The organism is Caballeronia arationis (assembly GCF_001544975.2).
GTDB classification, from domain to species: domain Bacteria; phylum Pseudomonadota; class Gammaproteobacteria; order Burkholderiales; family Burkholderiaceae; genus Caballeronia; species Caballeronia arationis.
In genome coordinates this window covers 35201-52452 of the sequence record NZ_FCOG02000045.1, presented here as the reverse complement: position 1 = coordinate 52452, position 17252 = coordinate 35201, and the positions used below count along the sequence as shown (strand labels likewise).

General features: G+C 61.8%; 16 protein-coding genes and 1 pseudogene. 5 read left to right on the top strand and 12 right to left on the bottom strand.

Going from position 1 to position 17252, the window contains the following annotated elements; all coding sequences use genetic code 11:
- Positions 1-521 precede the first annotated feature (521 nt).
- Complete coding sequence (gene ltrA, locus AWB81_RS24020; protein WP_062639043.1) at positions 522-2189, top strand: group II intron reverse transcriptase/maturase; 1668 nt, start codon at positions 522-524, stop codon at positions 2187-2189.
- 559 nt (positions 2190-2748) lie between these two features.
- Here the strand turns inward: ltrA and AWB81_RS24015 are convergent.
- Both AWB81_RS24015 and AWB81_RS24010 read right to left on the bottom strand, forming a co-directional pair.
- Complete coding sequence (locus AWB81_RS24015; RefSeq protein WP_062639042.1) at positions 2749-3297, bottom strand: DUF1003 domain-containing protein; 549 nt, start codon at positions 3295-3297, stop codon at positions 2749-2751.
- A gap of 174 nt (positions 3298-3471) precedes the next feature.
- Positions 3472-3843, bottom strand: a pseudogene (locus AWB81_RS24010) (zinc-binding dehydrogenase); the annotation flags it as partial.
- A 305-nt stretch (positions 3844-4148) separates the two neighbouring features.
- Between AWB81_RS24010 and AWB81_RS24005 the strand changes: the two are divergent.
- Entirely contained in the window at positions 4149-4868 is a 720-nt protein-coding gene (locus AWB81_RS24005) for a Crp/Fnr family transcriptional regulator (protein ID WP_062639041.1), read from the top strand.
- A gap of 48 nt (positions 4869-4916) precedes the next feature.
- Here AWB81_RS24005 and AWB81_RS24000 read toward each other — a convergent pair whose 3' ends face one another.
- From AWB81_RS24000 to acs, 3 genes are read right to left on the bottom strand one after another with little or no spacing between them, the layout of a single operon-like run.
- Positions 4917-5333, bottom strand: coding sequence for a phasin family protein (locus tag AWB81_RS24000; protein WP_062639040.1), 417 nt, complete (start codon positions 5331-5333; stop codon positions 4917-4919).
- Between the two features lie 53 nt (positions 5334-5386).
- Positions 5387-5986, bottom strand: coding sequence for an acetate uptake transporter (locus tag AWB81_RS23995; RefSeq protein WP_200822542.1), 600 nt, complete (start codon positions 5984-5986; stop codon positions 5387-5389).
- Between the two features lie 49 nt (positions 5987-6035).
- Positions 6036-8009 (bottom strand): acetate--CoA ligase, encoded by a 1974-nt coding sequence (gene acs / locus AWB81_RS23990; protein WP_062639039.1) that lies wholly within the window; start codon positions 8007-8009, stop codon positions 6036-6038.
- Positions 8010-8603: 594 nt separating this feature from the next.
- On the opposite strand from acs, the gene AWB81_RS23985 reads away from it, so the two are divergent.
- Together AWB81_RS23985 and AWB81_RS23980 are read left to right on the top strand one after the other, a co-directional pair.
- Positions 8604-8876, top strand: coding sequence for a hypothetical protein (locus AWB81_RS23985; protein WP_062639049.1), 273 nt, complete (start codon positions 8604-8606; stop codon positions 8874-8876).
- Positions 8877-9216: 340 nt separating this feature from the next.
- Positions 9217-9432, top strand: a complete 216-nt coding sequence (locus AWB81_RS23980; RefSeq protein ID WP_062639038.1) for a hypothetical protein — start codon at positions 9217-9219, stop codon at positions 9430-9432.
- 562 nt (positions 9433-9994) lie between these two features.
- On the opposite strand, the gene AWB81_RS23975 is transcribed toward AWB81_RS23980, so the two are convergent.
- From AWB81_RS23975 to AWB81_RS23960, 4 genes are all read right to left on the bottom strand, one after another.
- On the bottom strand, positions 9995-10873 hold the full coding sequence (locus tag AWB81_RS23975; RefSeq protein WP_062639037.1) for a type 2 periplasmic-binding domain-containing protein: 879 nt from the start codon (positions 10871-10873) through the stop codon (positions 9995-9997).
- Positions 10866-11648, bottom strand: coding sequence for an ABC transporter permease (locus AWB81_RS23970; RefSeq protein WP_062639036.1), 783 nt, complete (start codon positions 11646-11648; stop codon positions 10866-10868). Before AWB81_RS23970 ends, AWB81_RS23975 begins: the two co-directional genes overlap by 8 nt.
- A 73-nt stretch (positions 11649-11721) precedes the next feature.
- Positions 11722-12549 carry an ABC transporter ATP-binding protein gene (locus AWB81_RS23965; protein WP_062639035.1) on the bottom strand — a complete coding sequence of 276 codons (828 nt, stop codon included), beginning with the start codon at positions 12547-12549 and terminating at the stop codon, positions 11722-11724.
- Positions 12546-13625, bottom strand: a complete 1080-nt coding sequence (locus AWB81_RS23960; protein ID WP_087135164.1) for an ABC transporter substrate-binding protein — start codon at positions 13623-13625, stop codon at positions 12546-12548. Before AWB81_RS23960 ends, AWB81_RS23965 begins: the two co-directional genes overlap by 4 nt.
- A 570-nt stretch (positions 13626-14195) precedes the next feature.
- On the opposite strand from AWB81_RS23960, the gene AWB81_RS46945 reads away from it, so the two are divergent.
- Positions 14196-14426, top strand: coding sequence for a hypothetical protein (locus AWB81_RS46945; RefSeq protein WP_235025889.1), 231 nt, complete (start codon positions 14196-14198; stop codon positions 14424-14426).
- Positions 14427-14449: 23 nt separating this feature from the next.
- On the opposite strand, the gene AWB81_RS23950 is transcribed toward AWB81_RS46945, so the two are convergent.
- The 3 genes from AWB81_RS23950 to AWB81_RS23940 all read right to left on the bottom strand — a co-directional run bounded on the left by AWB81_RS23950 (position 14450) and on the right by AWB81_RS23940 (position 17246).
- The gene (locus tag AWB81_RS23950; RefSeq protein WP_062639033.1) at positions 14450-15406 is read right to left on the bottom strand and encodes a TauD/TfdA dioxygenase family protein; all 957 of its coding nucleotides are present in this window, start codon (positions 15404-15406) and stop codon (positions 14450-14452) included.
- A 122-nt stretch (positions 15407-15528) separates the two neighbouring features.
- Positions 15529-16416 carry an ABC transporter permease gene (locus tag AWB81_RS23945; protein WP_062639032.1) on the bottom strand — a complete coding sequence of 296 codons (888 nt, stop codon included), beginning with the start codon at positions 16414-16416 and terminating at the stop codon, positions 15529-15531.
- On the bottom strand, positions 16413-17246 hold the full coding sequence (locus AWB81_RS23940; protein ID WP_062639031.1) for an ABC transporter ATP-binding protein: 834 nt from the start codon (positions 17244-17246) through the stop codon (positions 16413-16415). Before AWB81_RS23940 ends, AWB81_RS23945 begins: the two co-directional genes overlap by 4 nt.
- Positions 17247-17252 lie beyond the last annotated feature (6 nt).

Here is a 17252-nt window from a genome sequence, read left to right as displayed (position 1 = left end):
CTTTGCAGCGCAGCTTCCGCACCGCTGAGAAGGCCGTTAACACCTGGTGCGATCAGGTCAAAATCGCCGCGTAGAAACTTGACTCGACTGCTACAAGATCAATTCAGTCAAGGAATCTAGGGACGAGCGAGTACGACCAACACATGTGAACTTCTGAAAAGCGCCGTTAAGAAAGAACAAGCCAAATGTGCTGAGAGGCTTGAACCAAAATGGTACGCGGCAAGGAACGGCCTTCGTGTTGTAGGCCTTCATGGACAGAAAGCCGTCGGCGCACAGGAAGGGTCGGCCTCGTTCTGAAATTCAAGCGGAACAGGGTAAGCCCGTAGCGCTGCCGATAACGGCAGGCAAACCGTAAGGAATGCTGTTGGTGCTGCGGGTAAAGGAACGCGGATGAAGCGAACGCCTGTCTGTAATGGGCAGGATACGGACTGAGACATTGTCCGACGCGCAAGCGGGCAGACTTCCGCCTGGCCTCTCCTCACAAGAGAGTTTGTAGAACCATCTAAACGGAGGGAAAGCAAATGGATGCTGCAGCGCGGGCGTGTGCACCCCCCGACGTGACATGGACCGGCATCAATTGGGCCGAGGTTCAACGTCAGGTAAGCAGGCTGCAAATACGTATTGTGAAGGCCATACAGAGCGGCAGACACAACAAGGCGAAAGCCCTACAGTGGCTGCTGACTCATTCGTTCAGCGGCAAAGCATTGGCCGTCAGACGGGTCACTGAAAATAACGGCAAGAATACCGCCGGTGTCGACAATGTAACGTGGAAAACACCGGCGGCAAAGACCAACGCGATCGCGTCGCTGAAGAGGCGGGGCTACTCGCCGCTTCCGCTTCGGAGAGTTTTTATCCCGAAGAAAAATGGCAAGACAAGGCCGCTCGGCATACCCGCGATGAAATGCCGCGCCATGCAAGCGTTATATTTGCTGGCGTTGGAACCCATTGCGGAAACCACCTCCGATCCGAATTCATATGGATTCAGGCCGGAACGCTCTACTGCTGACGCTGGAGGACAATGTTTCATCTCTCTGGCAAAAAAGGCGAGCGCGGAATGGGTGCTGGAGGCCGACATCAAAGGCTGTTTCGACACGATTTCCCACGACTGGATGCTCGCCAACATCCCCACGGACAAGGCGATTCTCAAGAAGTGGCTCAAAGCGGGATACGTGTATCAAAACGAACTCTTCCCCACCGACGCCGGAACCCCGCAAGGGGGCATTATCTCACCGGTGGCGGCCAACATGACATTGGATGGTCTCGAAGCGATGCTCGCGGAGAAGTTTCCAAGACCGAAGCGGACCGAAAAAGGCCTGAAAATAAACATGGTGCGTTATGCGGACGACTTCATCATCACTGGCTGCTCCAGGGAGTTGCTGGAACTGGAGGTGAAGCCTGCCGTAGTTGAATTCCTGGCGGAACGCGGGCTAGTCCTATCGCCGGAAAAAACACGAATAACGCATATTGAGGTTGGGTTTGACTTTCTCGGCTGGAACATTCGCAAGTACAACGGCAAGCTGCTGATGAAACCGTCGAAGGCGAGCGTCAAATCGCATCTTGACAGAATCCGGGAGGTCATCGAGGCTAACAAGACGTCCACACAGGTCAGCTTGATAAAGCAGCTCAATCCGATTCTGCGCGGATGGGCGAATTACCACTGCCACGTGGTCGCCAAGAAGGCTTTCGCTCGCGTTGATCACGTGGTCTGGTCAATGCTATGGCAATGGGCGGTAAGAAGACACCCGAACAAAGGTGCCCGCTGGGTTAAGGAACGGTACTTCAAGACCCAAGGTAACCGAAACTGGGTATTTGCTGCCACAGAAGAACAAGAGGATGGAACGAAAAGGGAACGCATCCTGCTCAAAGAGGCCGATACGGCAATACAGCGGCATGTCAAGATCTCAGCCGCCGCCAATCCGCACGATCCGCAATGGGTACAGTACTTCGAAACCCGATGGGGCCAGAAAATGCTGAACTCGGGGCGGGGACGCGCGAAGCTATACCGGGTCTGGCAGCGGCAAGATCGCTTGTGCCCGGACTGCCAGAAGCCCATCACAAAACATACGCCGTGGGGTGTTCGCCACATGGTTAAACGGGCGGATAGCGGGACGGATGCAGCAAGCAACCTGCAAATGCACCATCTCATCTGCTATAGAAATCAGCGGCAAGCCGAAAATGAAGTGGTATAGCCGGGTGTCGAAAGATGCCTTTGAGCGGCTTGAGCCGTGTGCGCTGAAAGGCGCCCGCACGGTTCTTAGGGGGCTGGGCGCGGGTAACCGCGTCCGGCTACCCGACGAGTGCTACCTGGAAGTGCGGGTGCCGCGAGTACGGAACAGCAACGTGAAGCCGTCGAGTTGACCAACCCAATCCGGCTCGACCAGCCGTACCGAACCATCCGGCAAGGCGGTTCGCGATGGCTTCGCGACGCTTCGGAGTTCACCGTTTACGTGCCGCAAAGCGCGATCCGACGCGCCCTTCCTTCGAGAACCAATCATCACGTTCGAGCGCACCGGCTATGTCGCACGATTCGAAATCGAAGACAGCGAAACGGTCACGGTGCTGGCTATCCGCTATCAGTTGGCTCCAAAGTTGGCATTCTCGAGCACTGGCACTCCTACTGGGATCAAACGCATGCGGCCTTTGTTCCAAGTGGCACGCATGCGGTTGCGAAGGCTTTCCCGTGGGCGCCCGCCTGTTCAGTCGCCGATGCACCTGACCGGCGACCCGGGCGACCAGCAATCCTCCGAGTTAGGGCTTCGAACCTCGATGTACGAGCTTCTCGTGCAACTCGGCGGTCAGCGTCTCGACCCGCTGAATCAAATTGCGGGTAAGTTCGGTCAGCTCCGTATTCCGCTGCAGCAACTCCAGCAACTGTGCCGTGTTCTGGGCTGCGATTTCCTGCCGCTGCTCGTTCGCAATGGCAAGCGCCTCCCTGTGTTGTGCGTCAGCCTCGGCGTGCACGGTGTCACGCGCAGCTTGACGCGTCTGCGCAAGCAAGATGAGCGGCGCAGCGTAGGCTGCCTGGAGACTGAACGCCAGATTGAGCAATATAAATGGATAAACGTCGAACTTCGTAAGGCCGAGGACGTTGACTCCGATCCAGATAACGACGATGGCTGTCTGCGTGCCGAGAAAAAGGGGTGTTCCAAAAAAGCGAGCAAAGGCTTCCGCCTTAAGCGCGAACGTATCGTTTCCAAACGCCGATGCAAGATGTGAATGAGGACGATGGAAGCGAAAGTGATCGACCGTAGGAATGTCGAGCGAAGCGGTGGCCGAGCCGGCCTTCATGGTTTCCATCATCCTCTCCAAGGCCTGGCCGGGCAGGCGAACCGCCAGGCAGATGCGCAACAATGAACAACGCAAAACTTGTCTCTAGACGATCCTTCACGGCAACCTGAAGCGGGGCAGCAGAGTGGATGTTCTGCTCATTCTGACTTGCCGCGAACCTAAGCTCATGGTTTGGCATACAAATCAACCGGTCGCCTTAATCATCACCTTTAACGCATGAGTGTCGGCAGCGTTGCCAAACGTGTCATAGGCGCTCATGATATCGTCCAGGTGAAAGAGGTGCGTGATCAGCTTGTTTGGCTCAAGACGTCCCGAGCGCACCGTCTTGAGTAGCATCGGCGTGCTGACGGTATCGATGAGCCGAGTCGTGATCGTGATGTTGCGGTCCCAGAGCGCTTCGAGATGGAGGTCTGCCTTGACCCCATGCACGCCGACGTTCGCAATCGTGCCGCCGGCCGCCACGATCGACTGGCACAGCTCGAACGTCTCTGGAAAGCCCACGGCCTCGATCGCGCAATCGACGCCCGCGCCATCGGTCAGCTTCATGATTTCCGCGAAACCTCCTTTGCGTGGATTGCATAAGTCGCGTTGATCCGCGGCCCGCTCAGGACGCGTCCCTATCGTAAGGGCCGACGTCCATCGGCGATGCATCGCGTGGCCGCTTGAACACGGCCTCGCCCGTCCCAGCCGCGTCGTTCTGTCGCCGGGCGGCGCGGGAACTATACTTTGAGCAGATATCGATCACGCGCGGTGCGCCTGTTCGATTCCCTGGAATGGTCGCGAGCCCGGCTGGCGCAGTTTATTGCCGCGGTCTGCCGACTTGATGATCTGGCGCGATTCCGGCGAATAGGAGACCCGCTATGCCTAACGACTCACTTCTCGACGGCAATCACCTGCTGTCAGTTTTACCCGAAGCGGAAAGGAGACGCCTGGCGCCGCATCTGTCTCAAGTCGACATGCCATTGGGGCAGGTCGTGTACGAATCGGGCGACCGCCAGCGCGTCGTCTATTTCCCTACGACATCCATCGTATCTTTGCTCTACGTGATGGAAGATGGCGCGTCCGCCGAGATCGCGATCGTCGGCAACGAGGGGCTGATCGGCATCGCTCTTTTCATGGGCGGCGAGACGACACCGAGCCGGGCGATAGTGCAAAGTGCGGGAGCGGCTTTTCAACTGGATGCGCAGATTCTGAAACAGGAATTCATCCGCGGCGGCCCGGTGCAAAGGCTGCTGCTGCGTTATACACAGGCCCTGATCACACAGATGGCACAGACTGCCGTTTGCAACAGGCACCATTCGATCGACCAGCAACTGTGCCGGTGGCTCCTGCTCAGCATGGACCGCCTGCCGTCCAACGAACTGAAGATGACGCAAGAACTGATTGCGAACATGCTCGGCGTGCGCCGTTCCGGTGTGACGGAGGCAGCACTGAAGCTTCAGGATGCCGGGCTGATTCGCTATGGTCATGGACACATCCAGGTGCTCGACCGACCGGGGCTCGAAAAGCGCGTCTGTGAGTGCTATCGCGTCGTGAAGCGGGAGTTCGATCGTCTACTGCCCGATTTAAAGGCCATCTGATTCTGCTCTCGCCACGGCGCCCTACGTCGCCGGTAAAGCCCTTATGGGCTACGTGCGGTTCGACAGCGCCTTGAGTTCCCGCATCGTCTGCTCGGCGCGCTTGCTGATCGCCGCCAGTGCTACGGTCTGCGACTTCTGCGCCATCTCAGCAAGCTCCCGCATGTTCTCGAACGCCGTCTGCAGCGACTGCTGGATAAACTCTCCCCGCTTTGCCATCGAGTCGGTCGGATTGTCGCCGCTCATGCGGCCCGCTGCCGCCTGGATCTCATGCGCGCTCGCATTGAGCATTTCGGTTTGCTTTCGAACCAGCGCCTGCATACCTTCATACGCGAGCGTGTTGGCCTCCGCGAGAGCTTCGACGTCCTTGTGCCGGGCCTCCAGCAACGACGTCATATCAACACCGGGAAACTTGAAGCTCTCCAGCATCTTGCTGAAATCGGTAATCTGTGTAAAGGGCGTTGCCATGGTGACTCTCCTTTCGACATGTTCCTGAACAACGAGTAGCGTGGCACCGTCCACTACAGGGTGACCGCGTGCCGGCCGAACGTCCTCGCCTGGCCGATCGGAAACACGGTCCGCTCGTACACTTCGTTGATGAGATCGGCGGCCGACAGATAGAACGCGAGCACGGCTGTGAGGAGACCTCCGTATCCGCCCGCCATGCGCAGCGCCACCGAGCCCGTCCATTCGCCACCGGCGAGCAGCAGGAACGTGATCCACAACGCGAGAAAGATGAACTGGAGCGCGCGCGGCGAGCGGAACGTGGCGAGCCACATATAGAACGTGAAGACGCCCCAAAGGAACAGATACCAGCCGATGAAGGCGGCAGGCACTTTGCCATGAAAGAACACGATAAAAATTGCAAGCGACCACCAGAACGCCCCATAACTCAGGAACGCCGTAGCGCCGAACGTATTGCCTCTCGGCAGTTCCATGACGCCTGCGATCGCTTGCGCCGTGCCGCCATACGCGAGCGCGCAAGCCAGCACGAGTCCCATGGAGTCGGCCGAGAACCAACCCGCGTTGATCATGCTCAACAGCCAAGTGGTCAGCGCGAATCCGGCCAGCCCTAGCGGTGCCGGATTCGCCAGTTTCATCTGAATCGATGCGGTGCTCATGTTCTACTCCTGAAGGTATTGCGTGGCACCGCGACGAACGCTCCCGCGCTCAACGAAGCTGGCCCAGAATGGCCGGATTTTCGAGGGTCGATACGTCCTGCGTGATCTCCTCGCCCGCTGCGAGCGAGCGCAACAATCGGCGCATGATCTTGCCCGAGCGTGTCTTTGGCAGGTTCTCGCCGAAGCGGATTTCTTTGGGCTTTGCGATCGGTCCGATTTCCTTGCCGACCCATGCGCGCAATTCGTTCGCGATCTTTTCCGCTGCGTCGCCTTCGGGACGCGGACCTTTGAGCACCACGAACGCCACGACTACTTCGCCCGTCGTCTCGTCGGGACGCCCGACGACGGCGGCCTCGGCGACCATCGCGTTGGCGACCAGCGCAGATTCGATCTCCATCGTGCCGAGCCGGTGCCCGGACACATTCAGCACGTCGTCGATGCGCCCGGTGATCGTGAAGTAGCCGGTCTCCTTGTCGCGTATCGCACCGTCGCCCGCGAGGTATAGCTTGCCGCCGAGATCTTCGGGGAAATAGCCCTTTTTGAAGCGCGCCGGGTCGCCCCACACTGTCCGCAGCATCGAAGGCCAAGGGCGCTTGATGACCAGAATCCCGCCCTGTCCGTTCGGCACGTCCTGGCCGGTTTCGTCGACCACGGCGGCCAGGATGCCCGGCAATGGCAGCGTGCACGACCCGGGTACGAGCGGCGTCGCGCCCGGCAACGGCGCGATCATGTGGCCGCCGGTTTCCGTCTGCCACCACGTATCGATGACCGGGCAGCGCCCTCCGCCGACGTTCTCGTAGTACCACATCCATGCGGCCGGATTGATCGGCTCGCCGACCGTCCCGATGATGCGCAGCGTCGACAGATCGAAGCTCTTCGGATGAACCTTCTGATCAGTTTCCGACACCTTGATCAGCGAGCGAATGGCCGTCGGCGCGGTGTAGAAGGTCGTGACCTTGTGGCGCGCGATCATGTCCCAGAAGCGGCCCGCATTCGGATAGGTCGGAACGCCCTCGAACACAACCTGCGTCGCGCCGATCGCCGTCGGACCATAGGCAATATAGCTGTGCCCCGTGATCCAGCCGATGTCCGCCGTACACCAGAATACGTCCGATGGCTTCCAGTCGAACGTCCACTTCATCGTCTGCGCAGCCCAGAGCAGAAAGCCTCCGGTGCTGTGCTGCACGCCCTTCGGCGTTCCGGTCGAACCGGACGTGTACAGGATAAAAAGCGGATGCTCCGCCCCGACCCATTCGGGCTCGCAGTTGTCGGCTTCGCATTCGGTGATCTCATGCAGCCACAGATCCCGATCGGGGTTCCATTGCACCTCACCTCCGGTACGTTTGTACACGATCACGCTGGAAACGGCTTCACAGCCGCCCGCGGCCAACGCCTCGTCGGCGATGCTCTTCAGCGGCAGCGCCTTGCCGCCGCGCATCTGCTCGTCGCAAGTAAACAGCGCCGTTGCGCCGACGTCGACCATCCGCTCGTTCAGCGACTTCGACGAGAAGCCCCCGAACACAACCGAATGCGTGGCTCCGATACGCGCGCAGGCCTGCATTGCAACAATGCCTTCGATCGACATCGGCATATAGATCACGACACGATCGCTTTTCTTCACACCGCGCCTTCTTAGCGCGTTTGCGCAGCGGCATACACGTTGCAGCAGGTCGCGGTAGGTGACATGGGTGACCGTGCCGTCGTCCGCCTCAAAGATCACCGCCGTACAATCGCCGTTGCCCGCTTCAACGTGACGGTCGAGGCAGTTGTACGACGCGTTCAGTTCTCCGTCTTCGAACCATGTGTAGAACGGTGCGTTCGTTTCACCGAGGATGGACGAGAATGGCTTCTTCCACGCCAGCGTCTCGCGTGCGAGGCGCCCCCAGAAGCCCTCATAGTCGCGCTCGGCCTCGTCCACCAGCGACCGGTAAGCGTCCATTCCTGATATCTCTGCCCGAGCCACCATTTGAGTGGGTGGGGGGAAAACAGGTGATTCGTGGACAATCGATTCTATGAGTGACATTTTTCGTTTCCTTTTCCGCGAGCATGCAGCAAGTTCCGGACATTCGGTTCCGCCCACCAATCTCTATCAAAAATCGTCCGGCTCAGCCGGGCCCTCGGCGAGGTCAGTTCGCGAACGATTGGCTCGAAACCCCGGCCGCGGACCCCTCGCGTAAAAATGCGACGCTGCCTTGCAGCGCGAGGGAGTCGCTGGGTAGAGCATGGCGGCGACAACTAGGCGGATCTGCTGGTAGACACCGTTGCTGCACCTTGTCGGAAGAGCATGCGGTGACGCGAGCGGTCGACGACGTGTGGGCTGCGCGGGGCGTCTCGGGCACCCTTCGACGGGTACTTGCGGAATCCATTACCACGGTGCTCGGGCAGTCGGATAATGTCGGTACGGTACCGTACGGGCTCCGAGTTCGAACATCTCAGCAATGTTGAGCTACTCGCCGTTCAGCATGGCCCACTGCCATCGAGAGAACGTAACGAATTGGTTTGCTTTATGACGACATTGGGCGCATTGTGAAGCAATCCAGATGTACCTGGCCGCCTTTCTTTCACATCCGGATAGCAAGATTTCGTGACGGTCAGCATTGCTTAAGAGTTGACCATCATGACCATTGCCAGTATCGAATACAAAGAGCACGAGCTACGTGCTTATTCTCATCAGGAATTCGCGCTTCACCGCGACCCGTATGCGAAAGGTCCGAGGCAGTTCTCATCCGTCGTGCGCATCGGCGCCATTCAGCCCAACGAGGCCACGGCCCGACGCTATGCAATGTCGTTCGCTACGGCGCATCCAACTACCGCGATAGACGCGATCGATCTCGCGATGCAATACGGCAAGGACATCGTGGACGGCAAGGTTCAAGCGAACAAACTCTGACACGCCGAATGCCGGTTACTCAGCAGCCGCGGGTCTCGTGGAAGCCTTCCCCGTGTAAGTAGTGCGGGAAAATTCGCTTGCACCGACCTGAGGCCCCACGCGGAAGACGGTTGTCGAATTGATGTACGACCTTGGCGCGCAAGACGTGCTCGTCAACGGTCAGAACATCGGAGTTACGCGCGCTTGACATGGACGATGGGGAAGAACATCGATGTCGCGGCAGGTGTTACCAGCACGGACACTACTACGCTCGTTCCGCGGTGGTGTCCGGACTCTCGGCTATAAGGCGGCGTCATCCGCCCTGTTGGCGATTCAGCTCATATTACAATAGGAGTGCATCATGATTGATGACCAGGTCAATGCGGAAGAACTCGCAGAAAGCAGACAACGCAGAAAATCCGCGGAGAACGCGACCGATGATGGCATGCCGATGCCTTCGGAAGACAACGCGCAAGATGCGGAAGTGGACGGATCCAGCAAGCCGATGAAATGGGTCCGGTATGCAACGAAATGGTTTGGAGCTGGAAGCAGGTTTGCTGGGCCGCTTCAGCGTTGAAGACGTCTATGGAGCGCCGTCTCGCAGCAAACTTCCGGACATCGCCGTTCCACTCGATCCGCTGCTGCCCGACCGGTTGCAGCATGTCGTACTGACCGAGCGCTCGACCGACGCGGGATGGTTCGGCGCACAGTGCATCCGCACGGCCGCTGGACACGAACCGTTTTCGTCGCGCGCGGCGAAATCGTCGAATCGGAGGCTAAAGCGGCGACCGAACGTCGGCGCCGGGCGCTCGCCATCGAGCGTGCGTTATGGGGCAACAGCACGTTCGACGCGTTCAGGCGCGACTTCCCGGCATGCGCCACGCGCTCGCGAGCCTGCCCGCGTCGGGTTAGCGGAGCCTGTCGGTCGTCCCCGCCCTGCTCGCAGTGGGCCAGTTGTCGCCCGCGCTCGCCCGACGGTGCATCGACCGTCAGACGGAACGATCGCCCCACAACCCAGACGCTCAGAAACTTCCTCAATCCGCTCGATCACGCGCGCAGGCGGCTCACCGCGCTGCCGGGTCATGTCGACTGCCGGATCGTGCCCGCGAAGCCGAAGCGTACCTTCTTGCACCGCATCGTTAGTGGCAGTAGAGATCGTTCTCGGCGTTGAACATCTCGAAGGCGAGCCGGGTGGCTTCATCCTCGCGCACCGTCCTTAGCCAGCGTTGCCGCTGCCATCCCTGCACGACTCGCTCGATGAAATCCGCGCTCACCGCATCGCCGCCCGCGGACGCGATGAAGGCCGGTCGCGCCGGAACGAATCCTGGCAAACTGCGGTAATACGTCCAGTCGGGCTGCTTCAAGAGCTTGCGGATCACGTATTCGTCGTCGATCAGCGCGGCGCAATCGCCCGCCTGGAACGCCAGCAACGCATCCAGCGGCCGATCGAACGCCTGCACGCTCGCCCCAAACCGGCGAGCCGTGTGATCGGCGAAAGGGCTGCCTCGGGATGCGCAAATCGGGTGGCCTGTCAGGTCCCGCCAGTCCTGAACGACGCCGTGCCGCAGAACGAGCGCCATGCCGCGCCCCGACGTATAAGCGGTCGGTGCGAACGCGACCGATGCGTCGGGCGCGAAAGACAGTCCGGCGATCGCCATGTCCGCATCGCCTGTCCCGACGGCCGCTCGTGCCGCGTCTCCATCTGCGAGCAACAGCCGGACCGGAAGGCCCGCCCGACGCCCGATGTCCTCCGCGAGCGCCGCGGCATAGCCATCCGGCGCCCGCACCGTGCGATCGACTCGACCGACGGTGAGTGTCGGCGCGGGCCGTGACGGAACCGCCACGACCAGCACGCCTCGCGCGACGGCGCCGGCGAACGGCCGCTCGCCGGCGAAACGGCCGATCGGCCGCACGGCCACACAAGCCAGAACGGCTGCGAGCGAAACCGCCACGACGACCGCCAGCCGGCGCGCGCGCCGCTCGCCCGAGCGCGCCGTCGCGACGCCGCTGCTAGCCATTCTGCGCGAGCCCGACCCGCCAGCGCAGCAGACGCCGTTCGAGCATCGAAAGGCTCTTGTTGATCAACAAGCCGAACAGCGCCAGCAGCACGATGCCCGCATACATGTCTGGAATCTGGAACGTCTCCTGCGAGTTGAGCGTATAGAAGCCCAGCCCGGAGCGCGCGCCAATCATCTCCGCCGCGACGAGCGCCGTGATGCTGTACGCGCCCGCGAGCCGGATGCCCGTCAGGATCTCGGGCAACGCGGCGGGCAGCACCACTTTCGCGAAGATGAAGCCCTGCGTGGCGCCCATCGACCGCGCGCAATCGATGAACACGCGCTCGACCTGCTTGACGCCCGAAATGGTGTTGAGCAGCACCGGCCAGAACGCGGCCCACACAATGATGGCGATCTTCGACGACTCGCCGATACCGAGGAACAGCATGAACACCGGAAAGAGCGCGAACGCGGAAACCTGCCGCAGCAGTTGATAGAGCGGATCGACGATGCGTTCGGCCCGCCGGAACCAGCCTAGCGCGAAGCCGCCGACCACGCCGCCCGCCACCGCGAGCAACAGGCCGCTGATCGAGCGCAAGGCGCTGGCGCCCAGGTGCTTCCAGACCTCGCCGCTGTCGACGAGATGGGCGATGGCGAGCGCGACCTGCGACGGCGGACTCAGATACGCCGGGCTGACGATGCCGAGTCGCGGCAGCAGTTCCCAGAGCAGACAGAAGACGATCAGCGCGATCGAGCGCTCGAAGGCCAGCGGCCAGCGCAGGCGTCGCCGTTGCATGGTCGGCCGGGCATCTCGCCTGCCCGCGCCGATGAAACCAGGAAGGTTGCGAACGCTCTCTTGCTTGGACACTTCATGCCCCCGTCAATGATTCGGCTTCGTGTTCGACCAGATTCGCCGGACCGCCGCCGAGTTCGAGACCGAGGCTCGTCCATGCACGCTGACGCAACGCGGGGAACTCGGGGCTGTGCCGGATCGATGCGGCGCGAGGACGCGGCAGATCGACGTCGAGAATCTCCTTCACGCGCCCCGGCCCGCGTCCCATGATGGCGACGCGATCGGCCAGAAAAATCGCCTCGTCGATGCTGTGCGTGACGAACACCACCGTCTTCGCGCTCTGTTCCCAGATGCCGAGGAGCTCCTGCTGGAGCGTCTCGCGGGTCTGCGCATCGAGTGCACCGAAGGGTTCGTCCATCAACAGGATCTCGGGGCCGTAGGCGAGCACGCGCGCGATCGCCACGCGCTGCCGCATGCCGCCGGAAAGCTGATGCGGGTAGTGATCCGCGAAATCGAGCAGGCCGACGAGACGCAGAAAGCGCTCCGCTTCGCTGCGGCGCTGCGCGCGCTTCATGCCGCGAATTTCGAGCCCCGTCTCGACGTTCTTGCGCACCGTCCGCCACGGGAACAGCGCATAGCCCTGAAACACGAAGCCAAGCTTGCGGCGCGCCGCGCCGACCGGTTCGTCGTCCACGGTGAGTTCGCCGGAAGTCTGCGGCGCGAGGCCCGCGAGCACGTTGAGAAAAGTGGACTTGCCGCAGCCGCTCGGCCCGAGCAGCGCAAGGAATTCGCCTTCGCGCACGCTCAGATCGAAGCCGTGCAGCACAGTGTGGCTGGCGCCGGTCGCTTCGTTGGCGTAGGTGAGCGAAAGATCCCGTGCGACGATCTTGTCACGCGCGCTCATGAAGGGTTGCCTTTCAGCGGCACGGCCGTGCCGGCCGTGGACTGTGTCGCGTACGGATTGTATTCGTTGGTATAGACGTCCTTGACGGCAACTTTGCCCTTCGGAATCTTACCGGCCTGCTCCAGGATCTCGATGTAGTACTGGATCGGCGGCTCCGTCACCACGAGGTCCTTCACGTAGGCGTAACGCTCGACCAGCTTTTCGTCGATGCCGAGCCGCTCCGCCGTGAGCTTGCGCGCTTCGTCCGGATGCGCGTTGACCCAGTTGCCCGCCCGCGCGATCGCCGATACGAAATCCTTCACCGCCTGCGGATGCGCGCGCGCGAACGCACCGTTCACGCTGTACGGCGCCATCCCGCCGAGTCCGCGATCCTCGTCCCAGTCGCTCCAGAGCTTGTGCAACTGCGGATCGGCTTCGGCCGCGCCGGAAAAGGGCGGATGGATGATCGCAATATCCACGTTCCTGGTTGCGAGCGCCTGCTGCGACTGGTTGTCGGGCACCACGAGCCAGTTCACTTTCGACACGTCCACGCCGTTCTGCGAGAGATATTTCTTCGTCACGAACTCCGCGCACGCGCCGAAGCTGTTGAACGCCACGGTCTTGCCTTCGAAGTCTTTCGGGCCGCGAATGCCCGAATCCTTGCGCGTGAAGTACTTCATGTGCGGCGCGTCGGGCAGCGTCACGCCACCCGCGGACACCACCTTGATATCCGCTCCGCTGGCGATCGCCGAGATCACGAGCGGCACCATGCGCGTGCCGAAGTCGATCTCTCCAGTGCCGACGAGCGGAATGATTTGCGGTGCCGAGACCTTGCCGACGTATCTCGGGCGCGTGCTGGTGCCATCGAAATAGCCGAGCTTGTCCGCGAGATAGACGAGGTCGAAGGCCGGGTTGTCGGGATACTTGAAGTACGTGATTTCCAGACGCCCCGACTGCGCGTTCGCCGCCGTCGAAGCCTGTCCCGACTCCTGCGAGGGCTTGCAGCCGCCGAGCAGCGCCAGCGCGACTGCCGCGCACGCGGCGAGAACCTTGGGGCCGGCCACGCGCGGCCGGTGATGCGAAGAGGACGCGTTCATAGGATCGGAATGAGAGAGAACGGCATGAAAGGAGGATCGGGCGAGGCACGAGCGTCAACGCACCGCTGCCCGATTCTTGCTCCGCGGCCCGCTCGTTCAAACAAACTAAACGTGCTTAGTTCCCTCATCGGGAGGTGAAGAGCATTCCACGACGAAGCTGATGGCCTTCGCAGTTCTCATACGTTGCTCACGCGAATCGATACGCTCTAGCATGCTTAGTTCTTAAGGCCGGCACCGCTTCGGCCGCAACGTTTCTTTTCCCGCCAATGTCGAGCCGCTGAGAATTCCGCGTCAAAAGTAGCGCTTTTGCAGGCGCCGCCCTGCTCGCCGATTTCGCCCGGGCCATGCAGCCGGCTGCATTTGCCGACACCAGTCTCACCGTGCTCGTCGCCAACACGTTGCCTGAACCGGCGGGGCTCGACGCCCGCGAATCCGACCAACGTCGTGTCGAGCAATCTGTTCGACGGCCTGATCACGTATGACGAGCACTTCAAGCCAGTACCGCAGCTCGCCAGATCGTGGACCTAATCCGCGGATCGCCGCACCATTACGTTCAACTTGCGTGACGACGTGAAGTGGCACGACGGCACGCCGTTCACCTCGGCGGACGTGCAGTACTCCATCATGGAAGTGTCGAAGAAGGTGCATCCGATCGCGCGCCCACCTTCACCCGGATCACCGCCGTCGATATGCCCGGCCCGCACACTGCCGTGTTCCACTTCTCGTCGCCGGTGCCGGCGATGTGGGCGGGGCTCGGCGGCTTCGAGACGCAGATCCTGCCGAAGCCCGCGCTCGATGTAGGGTCGACCGCGGGCGTGTTCTGGTCAGTTCAGCGCGGTCGCCGCCGCCACGCCCACCGGCGAGCCCTCCAGCGCCACGGACTTCCCGCCATCGGGTCCCACCGGAACGTCGCCCACGAGCGTCGTGCGATACAACTGGCGATCGAAGTCGAGATCGAAGATATCCGTCGGCGCGAGATGAGCGGTCGTACGGTTGTCCCAGAACGCGACACTGCCCGGTTCCCATTTGAAGCGCACCGTGAACTCGGGCCGCACGAGGTGCTCCCATAGCAGTTCGAGCAGCACCTGACTCTCGCGCGGCGCGAGCCCGACGATGTGCTTCAGGAAGCCCGGACTGACATAGAGCGCCCGCTCTCCCGTATCGGGATGCACGCGCACGAGCGGATGCTCGCTCGCCAGCGTGGTCGTATCAACCGCTTTCGAAAAGGATTGCGTGGCGCTCGCGCCCTGCGGCGGCGCGAAGCGATGCACGCCGCGCAGGCCGTCCACGAACGCGCGCAAGGGCGCGGAGAGCTTCTCGTAGGCTACGACGAGATTGGTCCATTGCGTGTCGCCGCCAAAGGGCGGAATCGTCACGCCGCGCAGGATCGATGCGTGAGGCGGATTGACTGCGGCGGTAACGTCGGTGTGCCAGCCGGTCCAGGGTCGCAGCAGCGCCTGCCCTTCGAAGCGCGTCGCCTTGCGGAACTTGGATATCGAATAGATCTCGGGATGCCCGTCGACATGCCCGAACACGGGATGCCCCACCGTCAGTTCGCCGAACTGCGCGGAGAAGGCGACGTGCTGCTCATGGCTCAGGAACTGTTCCCGAAAGAACAAGACGCGCCATTCGAGCAGCGCGGCGCGGATGGCCCGAATCTGGCCTGGAGAAAGGGGCCGCGTCAGATCGACCCCGCCGATCTGCGCGCCGGTATGCGCCGAGAGCGGGGTGATTTCGATGGGTGCTTCGGCGGTTTCGCCGGCGATGACGGCTGCATTCACAATGAGTCTCCCGTCGACTGATGCTGGCAAGAGACTGAATGTACCGAGGCCTTCGTCGCGCGAGAACCAAGATTAAGCGCTACGCATATGGCGCGATACGATATGCGCGCGGGCTGTCGCGTTCAGACCTGCACACCCCATTTACGGACCGTGAGGCGTTCGACCGTATCGAACACGAGATGTTCGACCAGAAGCCCGATGACGATGACCGCGGCCAGTCCCGCGAATACGCGATCCGTATAAAGCTCGTTGCGGTTCTGGAAGATGTACCAGCCGAGGCCGCCCTTGCCCGAACTGGCGCCGAACACGAGTTCGGCCGCGATCAGCGTGCGCCACGCGAAAGCCCAGCCCACGCGCAGGCCCGCGAGGATCGACGGCAGTGCGGCGGGCACAAGGATCAGCAGCACGTGGCGCAGTCCCGTCAGCCCGTAGTTTCGCCCGGTCATGCGCAGCGTCGGTGCGACCGACTGAAAACCGGAGTAAGTGTTCAGCGCGAGCGGCCACAGCACCGCATGCACCAGCACGAACAGAAGACTGCCCGTGCCCAGTCCGAACCACAGCAGAGCGAGCGGCAGGAGCGCGATCGATGGCAGCGGATTGAACATCGCGGTCAGCATCGAAAGCAATGAACGGCCCACGCGCGTGGAAACCGCGAGCGACGTCAGCACGAACGCACACGCCGCGCCGAGCAGATAACCACGCAGCAGCACGGACATCGACACCGCGGTCTTCTGCAGCAACTCGCCCGACAGCAGGCCCTGCACGAACGCTGCCAGCGTCGCGCTGAAACTCGGCAGGAGCAGGTCGTTGTCGAGCGCGCGGGCGGCGGCTTCCCATGCGAGGATCAATACGATCGCGATCAGCACACGGTCGATCCAGGTCTTGGCGAAGATGCGGCGCGCGAGTGGCAGCGGCGCATCCGGCTCGATCTCGACAGAAGCGCTGAGCGCATGGATGTATTCGTCGCGCACAGGCGGCACGATGCGATCGGCGGAGGATTGAGGCGTCATGCGGAGGGCTCGTCGGTATCGAACAGCAGATGATGGATGCGCTCGACGCCGCGCTGGAAATCCACGCGCGAAGCGCCGTCCCGGGTATAGGGATGACTGTTGAGTTCGGCGCGTACCCGTCCCGGATGCGGTGACAGAAGCAGCACGCGATTGCCGACGATCAGCGCCTCCTCGATCGAATGCGTGACGAACAGCAACGTGAAGCGTTCGTCGGCCCAAAGCTTCAGCAGTTCTTCCTGCATGCGGCGGCGCGTAAGCGCATCGAGCGCGGCGAATGGCTCGTCCATCAGCAGCACGCGCGGCTGCATGGCGAGCGCGCGCGCGATCGCCACGCGCTGCTTCATGCCTCCCGACAAGGTGTGCGGATAGGCGTCCGCGAAAGAGGCGAGGCCGACCTTGTCGAGATAGTGCAGCGCGCGCTCCCGCGCCTGCGCGCGAGACAGCTTCTTCGCGACACGCAGCGGAAAAGCCACGTTCTGCAGCACGGTCTTCCACGGCGGCAACTGATCGAACTCCTGAAACACGACGATGCGATCCGCGCCCGGCCCGCGCACCCGCGCGCCATCGAGCGTAATCTCGCCTGCGACCGGTTCGATGAACCCGGCGATGGCCTTGAGCAAGGTGGACTTGCCGCAGCCCGACGGTCCGAGCAACACGAAACGGTCGCTGCCGTAGACATCGAAGCTCATGTCGTGGGTCGCGCGCACGATTCGCTGCGCGGTCCGATACTCCAGACTGACGTGAATCACCGAAACGAGCTTGTCGCTCGTGATCGGCTGCGCGTCTTGCCGGGCATCCGCGTTAAATACGCTTGCGGGATTGGGTGCCATCACGTC